The organism is Pseudoalteromonas sp. 68 DY56-GL68 (assembly GCF_041414825.1).
In the GTDB taxonomy this organism is placed as follows: Bacteria; Pseudomonadota; Gammaproteobacteria; order Enterobacterales; family Alteromonadaceae; genus Pseudoalteromonas.
In genome coordinates this window covers 115340-136167 of record NZ_JAOCZL010000008.1, presented here as the reverse complement: position 1 = coordinate 136167, position 20828 = coordinate 115340, and the positions used below count along the sequence as shown (strand labels likewise).

The window sequence follows — 20828 nt, the reverse complement described above, 5'->3', positions numbered from 1 at the left end:
TGTTATACTGCGAAAATTGTCACTTTATTCCTGAGATAGCATGAGTTTTAATTTATGTAATTTGCCAAGAGAGCAAAAGTACCAAATTCAACTAGATTATGAAGCGTCTTTTTGGGCTTACCAGATTAAGCGTGGTAAAAACACGCGAGAAGGCGTGTACACAAGCATAAATAGTAGACCCATGTCTGAACAAGCATTTTTAAAGCAGCAATTTGAGCATTACCTGTCATTAATGAGTTAGTAATGCCCAAGCTAACGTTTTGCTTGCTCGATCCTATAAAAACACCGCTAGTAAATAAGTTTTATAATAAACACGGTGCGCGTGGTAGAGCGACGAAAGCTGACCAAGTGTGGGTTGCTTACCATGAGATAAACATTGTTGGCGCCTGTCGTGTACAAAATCAACATGGCTATTTATTTTTATCAACGTTATATGTTGATGCCCAGTGGCGTGGTAAAAATGTAGCGTCTCAGTTACTTAAGGCTCTACTCGCCGAACAAAAAGGGAACGTTTTTACTTTTGCTTATCAAAATCTAATTGATTTCTATCTACAAAATGGGTTTAACTATACATTAACATTACCCTGTTCTTTGCAATCGTTGTTTGAGGTGTATGCGCATCGAGATATTGTCCCAATGCAGTTTACATGTGACGCCGTGCCAAGTAAGTAATTTGGAACGTTAATGACTAAGTTTTTATCCAGAATTATCTTCTGTACCATTCTAATAGCCTGTTTATCTAGTCAAATCAGCTTTGCACAGGTCAAACGTTTATCAACAAGTGAAGGCTTATCGCAAAGTTATGTCAACACCATGCTCATCGATAACAGCGGTTACTTATGGCTTTCAACTGAGGGCGGACTTAACCGTTATGATGGTTATGAAGTTGTTAACATTAAAGGCCCCAACGGTGAGCTTGAAGACGCAATTATTGATCGTATTTATCAAGACCCACAAGGGTATATCTGGATAGCGTCAATACAAGCAGGGTTATTTCGTTATGACCCTAGCGAAGATTCATATGAGCAATTTATCCCGAAACCGACTACCGAAGAGCAAATATTCATTGAATCGGTATTCAGCATGGTTGCGGTAGATGATAAAACGCTTTGGTTAGGGCGAGGTCAGGATTTTGCAAAGCTTGACTTAGAAACCAAGCAAGTAACCTCATTATTTGAGATTCCAGAGCGAATAAAAAGCAGTGTCATTCGCGAGCTATACCCTTATAAAGGGTATATTTTTATGGGCACAAGTAACGGAGCATATGTATACCAAATTGCTTCGGGAAAAGTGAGAAAGCTTGAACATTTGCAAGATAAACCAGCCCACATATATCAAAATTATGTGAAGTCTTTCGCTGTAGTCAACGAACAAAGCTTATTAGTTGGTGCTGTTAAAGGCTTGTATAAGGTCGATATTAGCCAGCTTGATAAGATGTTTACAACACCTGATATTGCCTTTAATAATGAGCTGTTAGTACGTGATTTAAATATCTGGAAAATCATTCAACAAGAATCAAAAGTGACCTTAGGAACAGATAAGGGGCTGTTTGATTATACCCTAGCAACGAGAGAGTTGATAAAAAATACCCGCCTGAAAAAGAGCGGTTACACGCTTGCTGACACCAGTATTATTGATGTAGTGAAAGATAGATCTGGCGGTATGTGGCTGGCAACTAAAAATGATGGGGCATTTTACTTGTCTTACGATAACTATAACTTCATTAATGTTGTTGCTAGCTCAATTAAAGGTGATGGATTATCACACCACTCTATTTGGGGGCTGACTGAGTATCAAGGCCGCCTTTGGCTTGCCACTCATAATGGGTTAACTGCCGTCGATTTAGATACCTATGAAAGTGAAGTATATCTAAAAAACTATCAAGTTGATCTGATCACAACAGAATTTAGCGTTTATCAAATCATGCCTTACAAAGGTAAACTGTGGTTGCACACTAATCGTGGTATTTTTAGCTTTGATCCGACAACAGGACAAGCTAATCCAGTCAAAACAGCAGATCCTGAACAGCAAGTTCTAATTAATGATTGGGTGCATGGTGTATTATTGATGCCAACTGGGGATTTACTTTATGTCCATCCAGATTATGGCATGTTTGCATATAATATTGATAGCCAAAAAGTGACCCGTTTAGGTGGCAAATTTAATGAGTTTGAACCTTTTTTGGCCTATGGTTTTCTGCCTGCTTTATCAAGTAAACCGGATGCACCTCTTTTTTATAATGCGGGAATTTTGTATCAAGTAGACCCGCAGACCTTTGACTTAACAACAATTTATACTGTTCCTGAGCAACATGAAAACGTCGCTGTTAATGTTATGTCCTACATTATCGATAACAACAATGTATTGTGGTTATCTTTATCTAATTTCGGCTTAATAGGTCTTGATGCAACGACCTATGAGCATATCTACACAATTGATTTAGAAAAAAATAAACTCGGCACTTTGCTTTATGACATGGTGTTAGATGAAGCCGGTATGATTTGGATGAGCTCCCACAAAGGCTTGTGGCGTTTGAACCCCGAAAACTTACATTTCCAACAATTTACAGGGGCTGAAGGGTTACTTTCAACAGAGTTTAATAGTGGGGCATTCACACAACTAGAATCAGGGCAAATAGTCTATGGTACGCTGAAAGGGTTTACTTATTTTTACCCAATGGATAACCACTATCAACAAGCTTTAATTGATCATGTCAATATTACGAACCTTGATCTCATGTCTCGTGATTTACCAGCAGAGCTCAAGCAACCCATTGATAGCGTTGTGCTTGAACACGACGATATCGGCCTTGAAGTGGCCTTTTCAGCGATGGCATTTAACTACCAAGAGCGAATTATTTACGAGTATCAATTAGGGGATGGCCAAAAAACTTATACTCGCAACAATAATCGCGTTCTTTTTCCTAAATTAAGTGCTGGCAAATATCATTTAAAAGTTTGGGCAAAAGACCCTTTGACAGGTGAGCTAACGCCACCTGCGATTTTAAATATAGAAGTTAAATACCCCCTTTGGCGAGCCCCTCATTTTATTTTCTTATATATATTGCTGATTGCTCTACTGGTCGCAACGTGGGCTTACAGACGAAATCGTACGCAACAAATACTCCTTGCTGCCCACAAAGAGAGTAAAGAAAGTGAAGCCCGTCTTAAGCTCGCATTAGAAGGAAGCCACTCAGGGATGTGGGATTGGTCATCAAAAAGCCTCATTATCTATCAACCAAGGCTTAAGAATGAGCTTGGCTATGAGGTTGATGGGGTCAACTTGGATGATTACCTAGCCAAGATACATCCTCACGATAAACAAACATTTCGCCTTGAATGGTTAGAGTTTTTATCAACTGAAAAAGGTTACTTTAATTGTACTTATCGGCTACGTCATGCGGATGGTCAATGGCGTTGGTATAAAGATTTCGGTAAGGTCGTTGAATGGCATGGGAATGTTCCTGAGAAAGTAGCTGGAACTTATACGAATATGACCCGTGAGCTTGTCTTTGAGGAAAACGCGCGCTTGTTTGGTGCAGCCTTTGAACAAACGCGTGATTGGGTCTTTATTTTAGATAAAAATTTACGTATTCGAGCTACTAATAAATCATTTCAAGATGCCTTTGCTTTCCCTGCGGATCCTCGTTCAAGCCGCTCTCTAACATTAGGCTTATCTATATCTGCACGTATTCATTACTTAAGGATCATGCAAAAACTGCAATCAGGTGAACATTTCTCTGCAGAGGATGTTGTTGCGGTTGCCAGTGGCGAAAAGCGTCAAGTGCTCATTAAGATAAGTGCAGTCGCTGGCAGTAATCGTCAATTAGATTGCTATGTGATTATTGTTACCGATATTAGTGCACAAAAGCTGGCTGAGAATGAGCTTCATCTTCTGGCCAATTATGACACCTTAACTGGCTTGCCTAACAAAACCTTATTTAGTGATCGTGTTAATCACGCCATTGAGCAAGCAGATTATCATCGTACAAAAGTGGCTTTATTGAATGTAGATATAAAGCGTTTTAAAAATTTTAATGATTCGCTAGGACATGAAGAATCTGACGAGCTTATAAAGCGGGTTGCAAAACGTTTAAAGCAGGTACTACGTCCACAAGATAGTCTTGCTCGGTTTGACGGCAATGAGTTTATGATTCTTGCAGAGGACTTTAAGCGTATAGATGAGATACTTGCATTGTGCGCAAGTGTGATGGAGAGTGTTGAAAGCCACATTGAGCTTAGCTTGCAAGCCGTTAAAGTTAATTTGAGTGTTGGCGTTGCAATTTACCCTGATGATGCTAACAACACCAAAGCATTGCTCAAAGCTGCAAATGTAGCGCTATACCATGCGAAAGGACATGTTGAAGGGAGCTATCAGTTTTATAAGCAGGAGATGAACTTGCAAGTTCAACGCACCTTGCATTTAGAATCTCAATTAAGCAAAGCATATCAAGAGCATGAGTTTTGTAATTATTATCAGCCAATTATTAGTGCAAAAACGCAGCAAGTTGCAGGTCTTGAAGTATTACTACGTTGGCCTAGTAATGATAATTACCAACCAGAAGATTTTGCAAACGCCGCTGAAAGCTCGGGCTTAATCACAAAAATTATGCTGCAAACTTTATCTCGAGCATTGATCGAGCTTCGTCAGTGGCGCATAACACACCCTGAGTTATATGTTTCAATTAACCTATCGGCGCTTGATTTTGAAAGTGCTCATCTCGTTGAGAATATTCATCAGGCACTGGATACATCAGAAATTCCGCCGAGTGCTGTGGTTTTTGAGATCACAGAGTCCGTGATGATGCATGATTCAAATAAAGCGCAGCAGAGTATGGAAAAACTTAAAGCGTTAGGCTGTCGAATTTATATCGATGATTTTGGAACTGGCTACGCGTCACTCACCTATTTAAAACGCTTTCCTGTCGATGTGTTGAAAATAGATAAGAGCTTTGTACATGATATTGGTATTGATAAAGATGATGAAGCGATTATTAATTCGACACTAACCCTTGCTCGCAGCTTAGGGAAGGAATGTGTCGCTGAGGGGGTCGAAAATAAGACTCAACTTCACTTTTTACGCCAATTAGGGTGCGAATATTTTCAAGGTTATTTATTTAGTAAGCCTGTACCTGGCGACTCGGTTAGCCCATTATTGAACGCCCATTGGCAAGATGAATTTACTGAATAAAAACCCTAATGCGCGATTAAAATGCTAGTCTTGGCGTTTTCCGCAGTGGCGGCAATAAAGGCTACGGTTACGGTTTTTTAATTCATTATGAATCGCTTTATTCGCTTCTTGCTGACTTAGCCCGAGTTTATAGCGCAAGTTCTCTAAGTGCTCTTGCTCAACGGGGGTCAGGTGGCCGTCCTCAATCGCTTCGTGGACGGCATCAGTAAATAGTTGCCTACGTTTACGTAATTGCTCAGAGAAGCTTGACGCGAGTAAACCTGTCGGAATTGCGACCATGCCCATACTCACTAAGGTGATTGCACCACCAAAGAGCCGCCCGAGTGGAGTTATTGGCACAACGTCGCCATAACCAACCGTTGTCAGTGTAACCATTGCCCACCACATTGCTGCAGGTATGGAGCCAAATTTTTCAGGTTGTACATCATGCTCTATTAAGTAAATACCGCATGAGGCAATGATTAATACCACTGCCATGATAAAAAATGCGGCGAGTAAGGAGCTGCTTTCTTCACGAAATGAATTAAGAAGCAGTTGCATGGCACGTGAGTAACGCGTGAGTTTAAAAATACGCATTAGCCTCAGAACACGTAAGAAGCGTAAATCAACACTCACAAATACCATTAACAGAGTGGGCAAAATAGCAATCAGATCAATTAAGGCTAATGGGGTAAAAAAGTACTTTATGCGAATTTTAGAGTTCGTTAAGGGGCTTTCTTTATGCACGCTCTTATCCACGCAAGACCAAAGCCTTAATATGTATTCTAAGGTGAAAATGGCGACCGATACCAACTCTAACGTTAAAAACTCCTGATGATATTGCTTTGCCAAAGGACCAACCGACTCTAATACAATAGCAATAACATTGATCATGATAAGTGACATCAAGAACACATCGAGTGCTCGACCTACTCTGCGGTATTTACCATTCCCTTCAAAAACACGGGCAGTATAATTTCTTAAACGATGCACAATAATGATCCGTTTTTTAGTTTAACTGTAGCACCATATTAATGCTGCCTTCTTCAAAGTCGCGAGTGATTTTAAAACCAAGTTTACGGGCAAGCTCTATCATGCCTATATTTTCCGGTAATGTTATACCAGCAATTTGTTTAACTCCTTGGTTTTTGCAGTGCTCAATGGCAGCATTCATTAATATGCTGCCAAGCCCCAAACCTTGGCAGTCTGAGCGTACCACAATCGCGAATTCTGCCTCTTGTTTGTCAGGGTCCATTAATACCCGAGAAACGCCAAGGGTGCACGCTGAACCATTTTGTTCTTGGCTCACAATAAACGCCATTTCTCGGTCATAATCAATTTGCGTCATTTTTGCGAGTTGATCGTGATTAAATTGAGGCAGCTCACCAAAAAAGCGTTTGTATCTATCCTCTTTAGTTAAAGATTGATCAAACTCTAAATGTGCTTGTTCATCTTCTGGCTTTATTGGCCGCAATTGCGCTTGGGTATTGTTTTTAAGCGTTACATCTTTTACCAATTCAATAGGGTAAGGGCGAATACATAGACGTTTACGGTTTGCCTTGGCTTTATAACGACTGAGTCCTATGGTGGCATCAAGCACTAAAAACTGACCATTACTAGCTAAAATAGGGTTAAGCTCAACACTGGTTATATCAGGCTGGTCGATTACTAACTGAGAAATTCGTGTTAGTAGAGCGCATAAACGGTATTTATCGACTTTTTCAGGGAGTACTCTATCTTTTAGTACGCCTTTATCGTGGGCCGCAGCAATTAAGTATTTTGCCAGATTCATATTCAAAGGAGGGAGCGCTACAGCAGCTTGCCCAAACTCAAGCCCAGTGCCTGCTTCACCCAGCAAAATAACGGGGCCAAAGTTGGGTTCTGTTTTAATTGCAATGCGCAGTTCATTGGCGCCAGCCCGCGGTGCCATTTTTTGTAGCGAAAACCCTTCAATATGAGCATCAGGGTAGGTGTTTTTGATACGAAGTAGCATCGCAAAGGCAGTTTGTTCGACTTCTTGCGCATCATTTAGGTTAAGTACCACACCGCCTACTTCTGATTTTGATGGAATGCTCGGGCTAATTAACTTTAATGCCACAGGAAAGCCAAGTTCGATAGCTTGCTCTTTTGCTTCCGTTGGCGTGTAAGCAACCTCAGTTTGAATACAGTCAATGCCATAGTGAGTGAGAATTTGACTTGCTTCGTGGGTTGATAAATAGCTTTGTTCTTCCGCTAAAAACTCATTGACTACAGCGCGCGCAGCTTCTTTATTTATTTTTGCATCATCGGTATTTGATTCAGGCGTTTGTGTTAAGTGCTTTTGATTTCGGCGATAACTGACCAAGTGCATAAACGCACCAACCGCCCCTTCAGGGGTGCGGTATGTTGGAATCGCATTGTTAGCACAGACTTTGCGTGCTGCATACGCGGCGTCTTCACCCATAAAGTTAGTCATGACATAAGGGCGTGCCATTTTTGGGATTTTTTGTAAGGTTTCGACAATGATCTCTGCGTAATCCTCACTCGGTGCAAGCGCGGACGGAGTGTGAATAATGAGTAAGTTTTTAACCTCTTTTGCTTGCAGTAAGATTTCGAGTGCTTGTTGATAACGCCTCGGAGCAGAGTCACCAAAAATATCCACTGGGTTTGAGGTCATCTCTGATTGTGGGATCACTCTATTTAGTGCTGAGCGTGTTTCATCACTTAGCTCCGCGAGTTTACCAGAGCTTTGCAATAACGTGTCCACAGCCATGACCCCAGGGCCCCCCCCGTTTGTTAAAATAGTGAGCTGTTCAACTTTTAGAAGTTTAGGGTGCATTGCTAGAGTTTGTGTTGCAGCAAATAGCTCTCTAAGGTCATTTACCCTTAGCATACCTGCGCGTTGAAAAAGTGCGTCGTACACTGCATCTGAGCTTTGTTTACCCCCAGTGTGAATCTCGGCAGCAAGTGCCCCTGCACTGGTTTTTCCGGTTTTAATCGCAATGACAGGTTTGCTGAATGCGGCTGCCCGTGCTGCGGAAATAAAGCTGCGGATATCTTCAATGTTATCAATGTATAAAAGAATAGCTTTGGTTTTGGCATCTCGACCTAAAAAGTCGAGTAGCTCATCAAAATTGATATCAATGCAGTCACCTACAGAGACAAAATACGAGAAGCCAATTTCTTTATTTTTAGCCCAATCAAGAATTGTGGAGCAAACTGCGGCTGATTGAGAAACAAAGGCAAGTTTTCCAGGACTTGCAACCGTGTGCGAAAAGCTCGCATTTAAGCCAATGTGAGGAATTAACAACCCCAAACAGTTAGGCCCAAGTAACGACACATTTGCTGCCTGTGCAGCGTCTTTTAAATGCTGCTTTTGGTCAGGGGTGAGGCCTGCTGCGATGATGACAGCATGTTTACAGCCAAGCTCACCTAATTCTTTGATTATGTCTATTAACGTGTTTTTATTAGTACAAATAACGGCAAGGTCTGGCACTTTGGGTAAGCTGGCGATACTCGGGTAAGCGAGCACACCATGCACTGCGCTGTGATTTAAACTTACCGGCATAATTGGGCCTTTGAATCCGCCCTGTAGCAAATTACGCATAACCACAAAACCAGCACGATTAGGTGAGTTTGACGCGCCAATGACAGCGACTGAAGATGGATTAAAAAATTGGCTAATACGTTTAACGCTCATGCTATTTCCTTCGCTTGCGCTTAGTTGTAAACATTTCAGGGTCTGTTAAGTTTATATACATAAGATAACCCTTTTATATAAGATAACCTGTTTACTGCGACTTTTCGAGTCAAAAACAGTGAACTACATCAAGGAGATAAGCATGAATAAAGCGCAGCCGTTTAATGTCATAATTGCCGCGATTGCATTAACGATTGGTTTATTGGGGCTGGGCTTTATTTTAAAAAGTGCTGCGCTTGATGTAAAAGCCATGGAGCGTACTGTACAAGTTAAAGGCTTGGCTGAAATGGAAGTTGCCGCAGACACCGTTATTTGGCCGTTACAGTTTTCTGATGCCGATAATAACCTTGAAAAGTTAGTCGGGCGTGTTGAAAATAAAAACGATGCGGTCGTTGCGTTTTTGAAGTTAAATGGCTTTAGCGATGAAGAAATTAGCACGGGTAGCCAGTCAATAATTGACAAGCAAGCACGCGAATATGGTGGAGAAAATCAGCAATTTCGTTATATCGCTCGTTCCAATGTTATCGTCTATTCTAATGATATTGAAAAAGTTCAGCACGCACTTGGTCAAGTTAATCAGTTGGCAAAGCAAGGAATTGCTATAGTGCAAGACAATTACGAAACACGCATTCAATACTTATTTAATGGGCTTAATGAGATAAAGCCTGCCATGGTTCAGCAAGCGACAGAAAAAGCCCGCGAAGTGGCGATGAAATTTGCCAAAGACTCACAGTCTAAACTTGGTAAAATCAAAACAGCTCGTCAAGGTCAGTTTTCGATTTCAGATAGGGATTCTAATACACCACAGCTTAAAAAGGTGCGAGTCGTTACCAGCGTTGAATATTACTTATCTGACTAATTAACCTAGCGTAGTGTAGCGATAATCATATTAGTTGGAGTTTGTAAGTAGGCTGCACACAGGAGTATCTTAGACTCTGTTAAGCTTGGTTTATTAACACCATAAAAGCGCTTTAAAGCGGTGAGTAAAGCATGACTTGCACTTTTATGATGTGTTTGATCTACTTCCATCATTGCCAGTAAAGCAGAAAACTCATGTTTTGCTGGCATCTGTGTGTTGTTATTACAAGCAATGTAACATCCTATCGGGGTTAACCCTTGTTGGTTTTGCGCTTTTAGTGCGACAGCTAAGCTTTCATTGCTTTCAAATAACATCAGAGAACGTAAGTAATTAAAGGGGAGTTTATTTGCTTGGCAATGGCTAAACAGGTGATGTAATAGGTTGTTACCCTGTTGATCTGTAATATTAAAAGCGTTTTGAAATTTGAGCCCTGGCGTGAAAAAACTGAGTTTGTCGATATCATCAATAAAGCCGACAGCTTCGTTAGGAAGTGGGCTTGCTTCGAGCAAATGTGCAGCGACATTTTGTAAAAATAGGTATTTTACTTCGCTGCTATTTGCTAATTGATATAGGTGTTGTAACTGCGCTGCTTGCAATACGCTCGACAAACCTTGGTAATCAGTGAGTAATTCTTTTAACTGATGATGTTGGAGTCGGCTGTTAAGTTGTTCAATAGCGCTTAGCATGAAGTCTCTCAATTATTATTCTTTGGGGTAGGTATAGCTATTTATAGCGTGTTTATCAGTAATAAAAAAGGCCGCAAAGCGGCCTTTTAATCAATTATGCTATTAAGCGGCTTGTTTTTTAGCAACCCACTGATCAACAAATTGCTCTAGAACGTTAAGTGGTACAGCACCATTTTTAAGTACAACATCATGGAACTCACGAATATCGAACTTTTCACCAAGTTTTTCTTTTGCTGCTTCACGCAACTCTAAAATCTTTAGCATACCCACTTTGTAAGCGGTTGCTTGAGAAGGCATTACGATGTGACGCTCAACCATTTTAACGGCATCAGAGGTCGCATTTGGCGTATTATTAACGTAATAATCGATGCCTTCTTGACGTGTCCACTTCATTGCATGGATACCCGTATCTACAACTAAGCGACAAGCTCGCCATAGCTCCATAGAAAGGCGTCCAAAATCAGAGTATGGGTCTTCGTATAAGCCCATTTCTTTTGGTACTAGCTCAGAGTACAAACCCCAGCCTTCAATGTAGGCCGTGTAGCCACCAAACTTGCGGAACTTAGGTACACCGTCAAGCTCTTGTGCAATGGCAATCTGCATGTGGTGACCTGGAATACCTTCATGATAAGCAAGTGCTTCCATTTGGTATGTTGGCATCGCTTCCATATCGTACAGGTTTGCGTAGTAAATACCTGGGCGTGAGCCGTCTGGTGCAGGTTGTTGGTAGAAGGCTTTACCCGCTGCTTTTTCACGGAATGCTTCAACAGCTTTCACTTTCAGACCTGCTTTAGGTTTAACAATGAATAACTCATCTAAGCGTGTCTTCATGTTATCGATAAGTGCTGTTGCTTCGTCAAGGTAACGTTGTTTACCTTCTGCTGTATTTGGGTAGTAGAACTGCTTATCTGTTTTCATGAATTGCATGAATGCTTGAAGGTCGCCTTCAAAGCCTACTTTATCTTTGATAGCGCGCATTTCATCATGAATACGTGCAACCTCAGCTAAGCCAATAGAGTGAATTTCTTTTGCTGTTAGCTCAGTGGTTGTTGTACGTGCTAATGCGTTGTTATAGAAGGTTTCACCATCAGGAAACTTCCATGCACCATCACGCTCATCGGCACGTTTTTCTAGCTGAGCTAAGAAGTTGATTAACTTAGTGTAAGAAGGCTTCACAGCTGCTTTTAGGGCTTTTTCAGCATCGCTGATTAGCGCTGATTTCTCACTGTCGGCAATATCCAGTGTTGCAACTTTACGTTTAAAGTCAGCAAGAAGTGTTGAGTCATCACCAGAATCAAATGGTGCGCCATGTAAAATGTTTTTACTTGAATCAACAACATGTGGGAACACAAACTTAGGTGCAATAATGCCCTTGTCTGCACGTACTTCAAGGTCTTTGATTAGTTGATCGATAACCGTTGTGACACCGTTTAAACGCGAGATATATGCTTTCGCATCAGAGACATCAGTAATTTGATGTTGGTTGATTAGAAAAGCAGGGATCATTGAGTGAACGCCAAACATTTGGTTTACAGGGTAGTTGTAATAACGCCATTTGAAATCAGCTATGTCATTTTCAAGATCTTGTTTTTTTAAGTCGTAACTAACTTTTGTGGCGTCATCAAGTAAGTCGCGGTTAATTGCATTCAGTGCGACTAGGTCTGCTTTTTTTTGTTCAAAGTCAGCTAAAGCACGCTCTTCGCTACCATCATCCCATTTGCCGTAATCTTTTTTAATACCCATATAGGTTTGAGATACAGGGCTGTTCATTATATCGCGATTAAAAGTGTCTTCGAAAAACGCATTGGCTTTATCTATTTCACTTTGTACAGGCTGGCTTTGTACACTTGGCGCTGATGTCGGTTGCTCTTGCATTTGTTGGCAACCGCCAAGTAATGCAACACTGACCGCAGCTGCGATGAAGGTTAGTTTACGCATTTTAGTTCCTTTGTCGTTGTTAGAAATTTAATTTTTGTTGTTAAACGAATAATTCTAGCAGGTCATTTAAATAACGATGGCCTTTTTGGCTCACCTGCCAAGTTTCTGTGTTATCTATTAGTAGCCCTTTTGCGATGGCTGTATTTAAGGCTCGCTGCAGACTTTGCTGCGATAAACCTGTCAGTGACGATAAGTCTTCTTTAGGGCATGACTCGACAAGGCGAAAGCGGTTCATAAAAAACTCAAACGCTAAATCATCTTCCTCTACGCGCCATTGCTTATATAAATAAGGCTTTGCTAAGTCCATGTATCCGCGAGGATGCTTGACTTTTTCAGTGCGAGTGATAACCCCAGTTTTTATGTCGGTGACTTTACCATGGGCGCCACAGCCAATACCGAGATAATCGCCAAATCGCCAATAATTTAAGTTATGCTGACATTGGTAGCCAGGTTTTGCATAGCCTGAAATTTCGTATTGCTCATAACCTGCTTCGGCTAGCAATGCTTGCCCTTGCTCTTGGATATCCCACAATATATCGTCTTGGGGTAACGTCGGTGGTTTCGAGGCAAATTGTGTATTGGGTTCTATGGTTAATTGGTACCAAGAAATATGTGGCGGATTTAATGCAATAATTTTTTTAAGGTCGTTCAGTGCATCCTCAAGAGATTGCCCTGGAAGCCCATGCATTAAATCTAGGTTGAAACTGTTTAATCCTGCTTGGTGAGCCTGTTCAGCCGCATAGTTTGCTTCATCGGCACCATGAATACGGCCTAGCGCTTTTAGCTTATCGTTTTGCATGCTTTGCACGCCAATCGAAATACGATTGATGCCAGCACCAACATACTCTTTAAAACGGCCTGTTTCGACTGTACCAGGGTTTGCTTCAAGCGTGATTTCACAGTTATCGCTTAGGCCTATTAATCTGTCGGCTTCGCTAAGTAGGCGAGTATAAGCATCACCCGTTAATAAGCTCGGGGTGCCGCCGCCAATAAAAATGCTGTGGATTTTACGCCCTTGCACTAAATGTAGATCGGCTTTGAGATCATCAATTAGGTGCTGAACATACTCCTTTTCGGGGATCGTGCCTTTTTGGCCATGACTATTAAAATCACAGTAAGGACACTTTTGCACGCACCAAGGAACGTGCACATATAAACTTAAAGGCGGTAAATTCACAGGCCGCCTTTTTGCTGCAATTGCGCAAGGAGTTGTTTAAGAGCTTGACCACGGTGACTCAGTGCATTCTTTTGCTCTTTAGTTAGTTGTGCGCTGGTGCACTGCTCAGAAGGCACATAAAACACCGGATCATAACCAAAACCACCTTGACCGTCTTGGCTTTGGGTGATTTCGCCTTCCCAGCTTGCACTACAAATAAGTGGCGTTGGGTCATCTGCATGGCGCATTAGTACCAATACACACCAAAAGCGTGCGCTACGTATAGGGTTATCAGCAAGTTCTTTTAATAGTTTGTCGATATTATCTTGATCGCTAGCACCTTCTTTGGCAAAACGTGCTGAGTAAACGCCAGGTGCACCATTTAGGCCATCTACTTCAAGCCCCGAGTCATCGGCAATGGCTGGCATACCCGTGATTTTCGCCGCATGACGCGCTTTAATGATGGCGTTTTCAACAAATGTGGTGCCTGTTTCTGGCACGTCTGGTACTTGAAAATCGCTTTGTGGAACCACGTTAATATTAAGCGGGCTGAGCATGCTTGCCAGCTCTTTTACTTTGCCAGGGTTACCCGTGGCTAAAACCAAGGTGTTGTTCATATGAGAGTTAGTCTATGTAAAATTTTTGCTGAAACTTCAGTGTTTGTATTTGGCCGTTTTTATTGATTTCAATGTTAAAACGGTAAATCTCTTCGTTGCTGTAGTCGATTTGCGCTAAGTAATAAATCGCATCGCCTTCAATAACTTCTTTAAACTCAAGCTGTTTACTATTACCAAGTAAATTGCGTGCGGTGCCTGTTAAGGTCGCTGTTTGTGCTGTTTTGTCGCTGTTTTTTAATACCGAAATATTGATAACCCCTTTGCTTGGGCTACGGTCTAAATCGTAATTTTTGGCGATATTAGGCTGAATAAAGGTAGATGGAAAGGCAATATAGTGAACCTCCCAAGGGCCAAGCTGTTTAAATTGAGCACCTGTTTGTTCATTCGCCTTAGCAAAGTTTAAAAATAAACTTAGGCAGAGGAAGGTAAAAAGAATAATTTGCTTCATGGAATATCTCACTTAACAAAAGAGGCCTAGCGGCCTCTTAATTCACAAATGGCGTTAGCCTATAAAATCCATTAACAGGATTTGTAAAAACTGCAAACCAATGATGAGTACCAGAATCGATAAGTCTAAGCCCCCTAATGGTGGAATAACTTTACGAATCGGACGCAGCATAGGTTCGGTTAGTTGATGGAAAACAGCTTCAATAGGGTTATAGCCCTGACTTACCCAGCTTAGTAATGCACGGATAATTAAAACCCAAAATAACAGGTTTAAGCCTTCTTTTATCACCGTCATAAATGCCGAAACAAAGACAGGTGCTGCTGACCATCCGCCATAAAACATCAACATAATGACACTTATTTTTGCTACTGCCACTAAATAAGCAAGTAGTAAAGAAGCCATGTCAAAGCCACCAAACCCAGGGATGATTTTACGTAATGGGTTAACAGCAAATGAAGTGGCTTTTACCACAAACTGGCTCATAGGATTATAAAAGTCAGCTTTTGCCGCTTGTAACCAAAAGCGTAAAAGGACCACCATTAAAAAGAGATCAAAAATAATCTCAACTAAAAATTGCATGGCTTGCATAGTTTTACCTTCAAAAAAGTAAGCTTAAAGTTCTTTTTCCATTTCTTCTGCACGAGCAATACAGGCATCCATTGCATCTGCAACAGTACCTACAAGACCTTGGTCTTTTAGGTGCTCAACAGCTGCATGGGTTGTACCGCCTTTTGATGTAACATTGGCACGTAGCTGAGAAATACTAATGTCTGGTTGCGAAAGCGCCATTTCGGCTGCGCCTAGCGCGGTTTGTTGTACTAAACGGCGTGCATCGTCATCGCTAAAACCAAGTGCTTTGGCTTTTTCTTCAATCGCTTCCATAAATAAGAAGAAGTAAGCTGGAGATGAACCTGTTACCGCAATGATATCGTTGATTTGCGATTCGTTTTCTACCCACACAACAATACCTGTACATTCAAAAACTTGTTGTACAAATTCATGCTCTTGCACGGTTTCGCCAGCGCCATATAGACCAGACACACCACGACCAAGTAATGATGGTGTGTTAGGCATACAACGGACCATTTTAACGTCTTGACCTAGCATTTCACGAAGACGTTGTACGGTTAAACCAGCGGCCACAGAAATAAATAGTTTATCGCTGAAGTCTATGCCTGAATCTTGGAATGATTGGCATAAATCACCCATCATTTGTGGTTTAACAGACAATACAATCACATCTGCATCGCGAAGTGCCGCGTTGTTGTCCGCGGTTGTTTGCACCCCGAAATCAGCAGCAACCTTCGCTAATTTTTCTTGGTTGCGATTGGTTGCAATGATGTTTTTAGCTGCAAAACCGTTCTTTACCATGCCGCCAATAATGGCGTAGCTCATGTTACCCGTGCCTATAAATGCGATTTTTTTATCTGACATATGTCTGTTATCACCTTTTAATTTCGTTGGCCAAATATATCCGTGCCAATGCGTACCATAGTTGAACCTGCGGCAATCGCTGCTTCAACATCATTACTCATACCCATCGACAAGGTGTCTACTTGGGGATATTGGGCCTTTAGTTTATCAAAGCAAGCGCTTAATTGCTCAAAATATTGTAATTGTAGCTGGCTATCGTCGGTTTTTGCAGGGATAGCCATGACACCACGTAGACATAAATTGTCGCACTGACTAATAAATTCAGCCAGCGTCATTAGCTCGTCTGGGTGGCAGCCTGACTTTGCCTCTTCTAAACTAATATTAACTTGAATTAATACGTTGAGTGGCGCTTTATCGGTTGGTCGTTGTTCATTCAGGCGTTTCGCTATTTTTGTTCGGTCAACACTTTGTACCCAATCAAAGTTAGCGGCGACAAGTGCGCTTTTATTTGATTGAATAGGGCCGATAAAATGCCAGACTATCTCGTTGTAGTCTTGCAGTGCAGCTACCTTTTCAACGGCCTCTTGCACATAGGACTCACCAAATAGGCGTTGTCCATGTTGATAGGCTGAGATGATATCAGCGACAGGCTTGGTTTTTGAAACAGCGAGTAAGCTAATAGTTTGCTCATCACGGTGATTATTTTTTGCCGCTTGAGTTATTCTTGCGTAGGCGGATGTAAGTCGTTCTGCTATTGTAACCATATAATTATCAGTTGGTTGTGGAGTCATAAATGGATATTACCGAATTATTGGCCTTTAGTGTGCAACATAAGGCCTCGGATTTACACTTATCATCGGGTGTATCACCTATGATACGCGTCGATGGCGATGTTCGTCGTATTAATATTCCAGCATTAGAACAAAAAGATGTAAACAGTCTGGTTTACGATATTATGAACGATAATCAGCGTAAGGACTATGAGCAAAATCTCGAAGTGGATTTTTCTTTTGAAGTACCTAATCTTGCTCGTTTTCGTGTTAACGCGTTTAATTCAAACCGAGGACCCGCAGCTGTATTTCGTACAATCCCCAGTGATGTGTTAACACTTGATGATTTAGGTGCACCGGAAATATTTAAGACCATTGCTGATAACCCACGCGGTTTGGTTTTAGTCACTGGGCCAACAGGTTCAGGTAAATCAACCACCTTAGCAGCGATGGTTGATTACATTAATCAGACCAAGCACCATCATATTTTAACGATTGAAGATCCAATCGAATTTGTTCACGACAATAAGCTGAGCCTTATTAACCAACGCGAAGTTCATCGTGATACTCACAGCTTCTCTAATGCTTTACGTAGTGCCTTACGTGAAGATCCTGATGTAATTCTGGTGGGTGAGCTACGAGATTTAGAAACGATTCGCTTAGCCATGACGGCCGCAGAAACAGGTCATTTAGTGTTCGGCACTTTGCATACCACATCTGCACCAAAGACTATTGACCGTATTATCGATGTATTCCCAGGTGAAGAAAAAGACATGGTGCGCTCAATGCTTTCAGAATCGTTGCGTGCCGTTATTTCGCAAACATTACTTAAAAAAGTAGGGGGTGGGCGAGTGGCAGCGCACGAGATTATGATAGGGATCCCTGCTATTCGAAATCTTATTCGTGAGGATAAAATTGCACAGATGTACTCATCGATTCAAACTGGCGCATCACATGGTATGCAAACGATGGATCAATGTTTAGGTAATTTAGTGAACTACGGCATTGTTACTACAGCAGATGCTAGAGCTAAAGCGCAAGATAAAACTCAGTTTGGTGGCTAACGGAGCACTTAATTATGACAATACCTTTAAATCGCTTTTTACAGGTGATGATCGACAAGAATGGTTCCGATTTATTTGTGTCCAGTGGCTTACCTGTTAGTGCCAAAATTAACGGTGAATTGCAGCCGCTGACCGACGATAAGTTATCTGATGAGCAGGCACTGGCTATGGTTGAGTCTGCGATGAACGAAAAGCAACGTAATGAGTTTCACGCAACAAAAGAGTGTAACTTTGCTATTGCAACAGAAGAAGGCCGGTTTCGTGTTTCTGCATTTTGGCAGCGAGACCAAGCGGGTATGGTTATTCGCCGAATTGTGACGCAAATTCCTGATGTAAACGATTTAGGATTACCGTCTATTCTTACCGATGTGATAATGGCAAAACGAGGCTTAGTGCTGTTTGTAGGGGGGACCGGTACCGGTAAGTCAACCTCGCTTGCTGCGCTTTTAGGTTATCGAAATCGTAATCAACGTGGACATATTCTTACTATTGAAGATCCTATCGAGTTTGTGCATGAGCACCAAAAAAGTATTATTACTCAACGCGAAGTAGGTCTTGATACTGAAAGCTTTGAGTCAGCGTTGAAAAGCTCATTACGCCAAGCGCCTGATGTTATTTTAATTGGTGAAATTCGTTCACAAGAAACCATGGAATATGCCTTAAGCTTTGCTGAAACAGGGCATTTATGTGTCGCAACGCTACACGCTAATAATGCCAACCAAGCCATTGACCGTATCATGCACTTAGTGCCAAAAGAAAAACACGATAAGTTAAAATACGACTTAGCACTGAACCTACGCGCAATTGTTGCACAGCAACTAGTGCCAACAGCGGATGGGGAAGGCCGTGTGGCTGCTATCGAGATCTTGCTTAATTCTCCTATGGTCGCTGAACTTATAAAACGCGGTGATATTGGTTCAATTAAAGAAACTATGGCGAAATCAAAAGAAATGGGTATGCAGACTTTTGACCAAGCCTTGTTTGAGCTTTATAAACACCAGCGTATTAATTATGCCGATGCCTTGCATCATGCTGACTCGCCAAACGATTTACGCTTGATGATCAAGTTACAAAATAACGAGCAAAAAGGGGCAGGCTTTTTACAAGGTGTGACTATTGACGGCCTTGATGAAAAGGGTAATAGCTGATGTTGATGCGGATAAAAATAGCATGCGTTCTTTTTATTTTGAGTGCTTTTCCTACAAAAGCAAGCAACTTAAATGATATCGTTATTTTTATCCGTGACGATGTGTATGACGATTATAATCGCTTCTTAAATGATCGTCAGCCCAGTGAAGTGAAAGACTTTACTGGGGCATATATCCGCCGTGATGTGGTGGATATGATTATCGCGCAGCAAGCTTTGATGCTGGGTGGCTTTACTAAGTCGTTTAGCTACCATACAGGGAATGTGAACTTTCGTAAGACTAAGTTACTTGAAGACGGTAAGTTACTGATTAGTTTTGATAGTGTGTGGTCCCTTGATGCTGAGCAGCTCGCTAAAGATGTTTATATTTCTGATGCGGTTATTCGTAAGGGGGAGTACTATGCTGGTGTATTTACTTCACCGTCTAATCATCGTGTATTAAAACTACAAAAACGTGAAGACTTCAAATCGTTGACTGCTGTATCTACACCTAAATGGCTAACAGACTGGCAAACCTTGTCTGCGCTGCCATTAAAAGAGCTGCTGAGAGAAGACGAGTGGTTGAGTCAAGTTCGTATGGTGTCTATGAAGTGGGTTGATTTTGTGATGATGCCACTGATGCCAAGCCTCAAAAATCAATATCATTTGGAAGACATTCGTTTAGTCGCGGTGCCAAATATAGTCTTACAGCTCAATGATAGCCGTCATTTTATTATTTCTAAGCATCACCCTGATGCAACCCAAGCGTATGCTGCGCTGCAAGCAGGGCTCAAGCAATTGCGTAAACAGGGGGCAATAGAAAAAGCCTACAAAGAGGCAGGCTTCATTCCTAACTTAAACGATTACACCGTGATTAACAGTACAGATTAATCACCGTAAAATTGTTCAAAAAAGCTCTCAAGAATAATCACAGCAGACATATTATCCACATTCCCTTTGCCTAAGTTGCGATAGCCACCTTGTTCAAATAAGCGTGCTTTAGCGTCTGCGGTGGTTAAGCGTTCATCCTGAGTTTCAACAGGAATAGCAAAATGATTATGTAGGCGGTTCGCAAATTTCTTCGCTTTGAACGTCACTTCTTGTGTGGTGCCATCCATATTGAGCGGCAAGCCAACAACCATAAGGTCAGGTTGCCATTCATCCACTTGTTTTTTAATTTGCTGCCAATCAGGAATACCATCTTTGGCTTTGACTGCTTGTAGGCTTGATGCCGTACCTGTTAACTCTTGGCCGATGGCAATACCGATACTTTTGGTACCAAAGTCAAAGCCCATAACGGTTCGCTCGCCTACAGGCTTAAACGTTCTTTTTGTCATAATGAATCAATTAAAATAAGACGGTAAAAATTAGGCATGACCAGCTTCGGAACTTAACTGACTGACGTCAAAGCCCAGCATTGAGACTGCTTTTTCCCAGCGCTTTTCTACTGGGGTGTTAAAGATGATCTCAGGATCTGCTTTGATGATCAGCCACGAATTTTCAAGTAGTTCTTGTTCAAGCTGACCTTGATCCCAACCGGCATAACCCAGTGTAATAATAAATTGCTCGGGTGCTTCTGCTGTCGTTAAGCTTGCCAGTACATCTTTTGATGTGGTGATCATAATATCACTACTAAGCTTTTGGCTTGCAGCATAGCCTGGCTTTGGGGAGTGCAGTACAAAACCTCTGTCTGTTTTTACTGGGCCACCGGCATAGACAGCAAGGCTTGCCGCATCTTGGCTTTTATCGTTATCGATCTCAATTTTATCGAGTAACTCACCCACTGTGATATTGATGGGTTGGTTAATCACCAAACCCATTGCACCATCTTGATTATGCTCACAAATATACGTTACAGCATGCTTAAAGAAAGGGTCTTGCATGCTAGGCATTGCAATTAAGAAGTGATTCTCTAATGACTGCATAGGTCGCCCCTTTTGTT

The 20828-nt window shown here is 41.6% G+C and carries 19 protein-coding genes; 7 read left to right on the top strand and 12 right to left on the bottom strand.

The genetic code is table 11. The features are described 5' to 3' along the window. Positions 1–40 precede the first annotated feature (40 nt). The 3 genes from NYF15_RS05920 to NYF15_RS05910 are packed head-to-tail and all read left to right on the top strand — an operon-like array spanning position 41 to position 5190. Positions 41–241 (top strand): DUF3283 family protein, encoded by a 201-nt coding sequence (locus NYF15_RS05920; RefSeq protein WP_130150748.1) that lies wholly within the window; start codon positions 41–43, stop codon positions 239–241. A gap of 2 nt (positions 242–243) precedes the next feature. Next, positions 244–672 (top strand): GNAT family N-acetyltransferase, encoded by a 429-nt coding sequence (locus NYF15_RS05915; protein ID WP_371353076.1) that lies wholly within the window; start codon positions 244–246, stop codon positions 670–672. 12 nt (positions 673–684) lie between these two features. Further along, entirely contained in the window at positions 685–5190 is a 4506-nt protein-coding gene (locus tag NYF15_RS05910; RefSeq protein WP_371353075.1) for an EAL domain-containing protein, read from the top strand. Positions 5191–5214: 24 nt separating this feature from the next. Here the strand turns inward: NYF15_RS05910 and NYF15_RS05905 are convergent, their stop codons facing one another. Then, a complete protein-coding gene (locus NYF15_RS05905; protein ID WP_371353074.1) occupies positions 5215–6162 on the bottom strand; it encodes an ion transporter in 948 nt (315 codons plus the stop codon). 16 nt (positions 6163–6178) lie between these two features. Then, a complete protein-coding gene (locus NYF15_RS05900; RefSeq protein WP_371353073.1) occupies positions 6179–8848 on the bottom strand; it encodes a GNAT family N-acetyltransferase in 2670 nt (889 codons plus the stop codon). A 142-nt stretch (positions 8849–8990) separates the two neighbouring features. On the opposite strand from NYF15_RS05900, the gene NYF15_RS05895 reads away from it, so the two are divergent. After that, the gene (locus NYF15_RS05895) at positions 8991–9707 is read left to right on the top strand and encodes an SIMPL domain-containing protein (protein ID WP_237120147.1); all 717 of its coding nucleotides are present in this window, start codon (positions 8991–8993) and stop codon (positions 9705–9707) included. Between the two features lie 5 nt (positions 9708–9712). On the opposite strand, the gene NYF15_RS05890 is transcribed toward NYF15_RS05895, so the two are convergent. From NYF15_RS05890 to NYF15_RS05855, 8 genes are all read right to left on the bottom strand, one after another. Continuing rightward, positions 9713–10393 carry a hypothetical protein gene (locus NYF15_RS05890; protein ID WP_371353072.1) on the bottom strand — a complete coding sequence of 227 codons (681 nt, stop codon included), beginning with the start codon at positions 10391–10393 and terminating at the stop codon, positions 9713–9715. Positions 10394–10495: 102 nt separating this feature from the next. Further along, positions 10496–12331, bottom strand: a complete 1836-nt coding sequence (locus tag NYF15_RS05885; RefSeq protein ID WP_341803873.1) for a DUF885 domain-containing protein — start codon at positions 12329–12331, stop codon at positions 10496–10498. 40 nt (positions 12332–12371) lie between these two features. Beyond that, positions 12372–13508, bottom strand: a complete 1137-nt coding sequence (gene hemW, locus NYF15_RS05880; RefSeq protein ID WP_371353071.1) for a radical SAM family heme chaperone HemW — start codon at positions 13506–13508, stop codon at positions 12372–12374. Then, entirely contained in the window at positions 13505–14104 is a 600-nt protein-coding gene (locus NYF15_RS05875; protein WP_130150758.1) for an XTP/dITP diphosphatase, read from the bottom strand. The genes hemW and NYF15_RS05875 overlap by 4 nt, the downstream gene beginning before the upstream one ends. Positions 14105–14111: 7 nt before the next feature. Further along, positions 14112–14552 (bottom strand): DUF4426 domain-containing protein, encoded by a 441-nt coding sequence (locus tag NYF15_RS05870; protein ID WP_371353070.1) that lies wholly within the window; start codon positions 14550–14552, stop codon positions 14112–14114. A 54-nt stretch (positions 14553–14606) separates the two neighbouring features. Beyond that, on the bottom strand, positions 14607–15140 hold the full coding sequence (locus tag NYF15_RS05865; protein ID WP_062570114.1) for a YggT family protein: 534 nt from the start codon (positions 15138–15140) through the stop codon (positions 14607–14609). A 24-nt stretch (positions 15141–15164) separates the two neighbouring features. After that, positions 15165–15986 (bottom strand): pyrroline-5-carboxylate reductase, encoded by an 822-nt coding sequence (gene proC / locus NYF15_RS05860; RefSeq protein WP_371353069.1) that lies wholly within the window; start codon positions 15984–15986, stop codon positions 15165–15167. 17 nt (positions 15987–16003) lie between these two features. Further along, the gene (locus NYF15_RS05855) at positions 16004–16717 is read right to left on the bottom strand and encodes a YggS family pyridoxal phosphate-dependent enzyme (protein WP_371353068.1); all 714 of its coding nucleotides are present in this window, start codon (positions 16715–16717) and stop codon (positions 16004–16006) included. A gap of 2 nt (positions 16718–16719) precedes the next feature. Here NYF15_RS05855 and NYF15_RS05850 point away from each other — a divergent pair, with 2 nt between their 5' ends. Genes NYF15_RS05850 through NYF15_RS05840 form a run of 3 tightly spaced genes read left to right on the top strand, consistent with a single transcriptional unit; the run spans position 16720 to position 19777 of the window. Continuing rightward, complete coding sequence (locus NYF15_RS05850) at positions 16720–17760, top strand: type IV pilus twitching motility protein PilT (RefSeq protein WP_062570117.1); 1041 nt, start codon at positions 16720–16722, stop codon at positions 17758–17760. A 14-nt stretch (positions 17761–17774) separates the two neighbouring features. Further along, positions 17775–18908, top strand: a complete 1134-nt coding sequence (locus NYF15_RS05845) for a PilT/PilU family type 4a pilus ATPase (RefSeq protein WP_062570118.1) — start codon at positions 17775–17777, stop codon at positions 18906–18908. Beyond that, positions 18908–19777, top strand: a complete 870-nt coding sequence (locus NYF15_RS05840) for a hypothetical protein (RefSeq protein ID WP_371353067.1) — start codon at positions 18908–18910, stop codon at positions 19775–19777. Before NYF15_RS05845 ends, NYF15_RS05840 begins: the two co-directional genes overlap by 1 nt. Here NYF15_RS05840 and ruvX read toward each other — a convergent pair. Next, complete coding sequence (ruvX, locus tag NYF15_RS05835) at positions 19774–20223, bottom strand: Holliday junction resolvase RuvX (protein WP_237120139.1); 450 nt, start codon at positions 20221–20223, stop codon at positions 19774–19776. The genes NYF15_RS05840 and ruvX overlap by 4 nt on opposite strands. Before the next feature lie 30 nt (positions 20224–20253). Beyond that, the gene (locus NYF15_RS05830; protein ID WP_062570121.1) at positions 20254–20811 is read right to left on the bottom strand and encodes a YqgE/AlgH family protein; all 558 of its coding nucleotides are present in this window, start codon (positions 20809–20811) and stop codon (positions 20254–20256) included. Between the last annotated feature and the right edge of the window lie 17 nt (positions 20812–20828).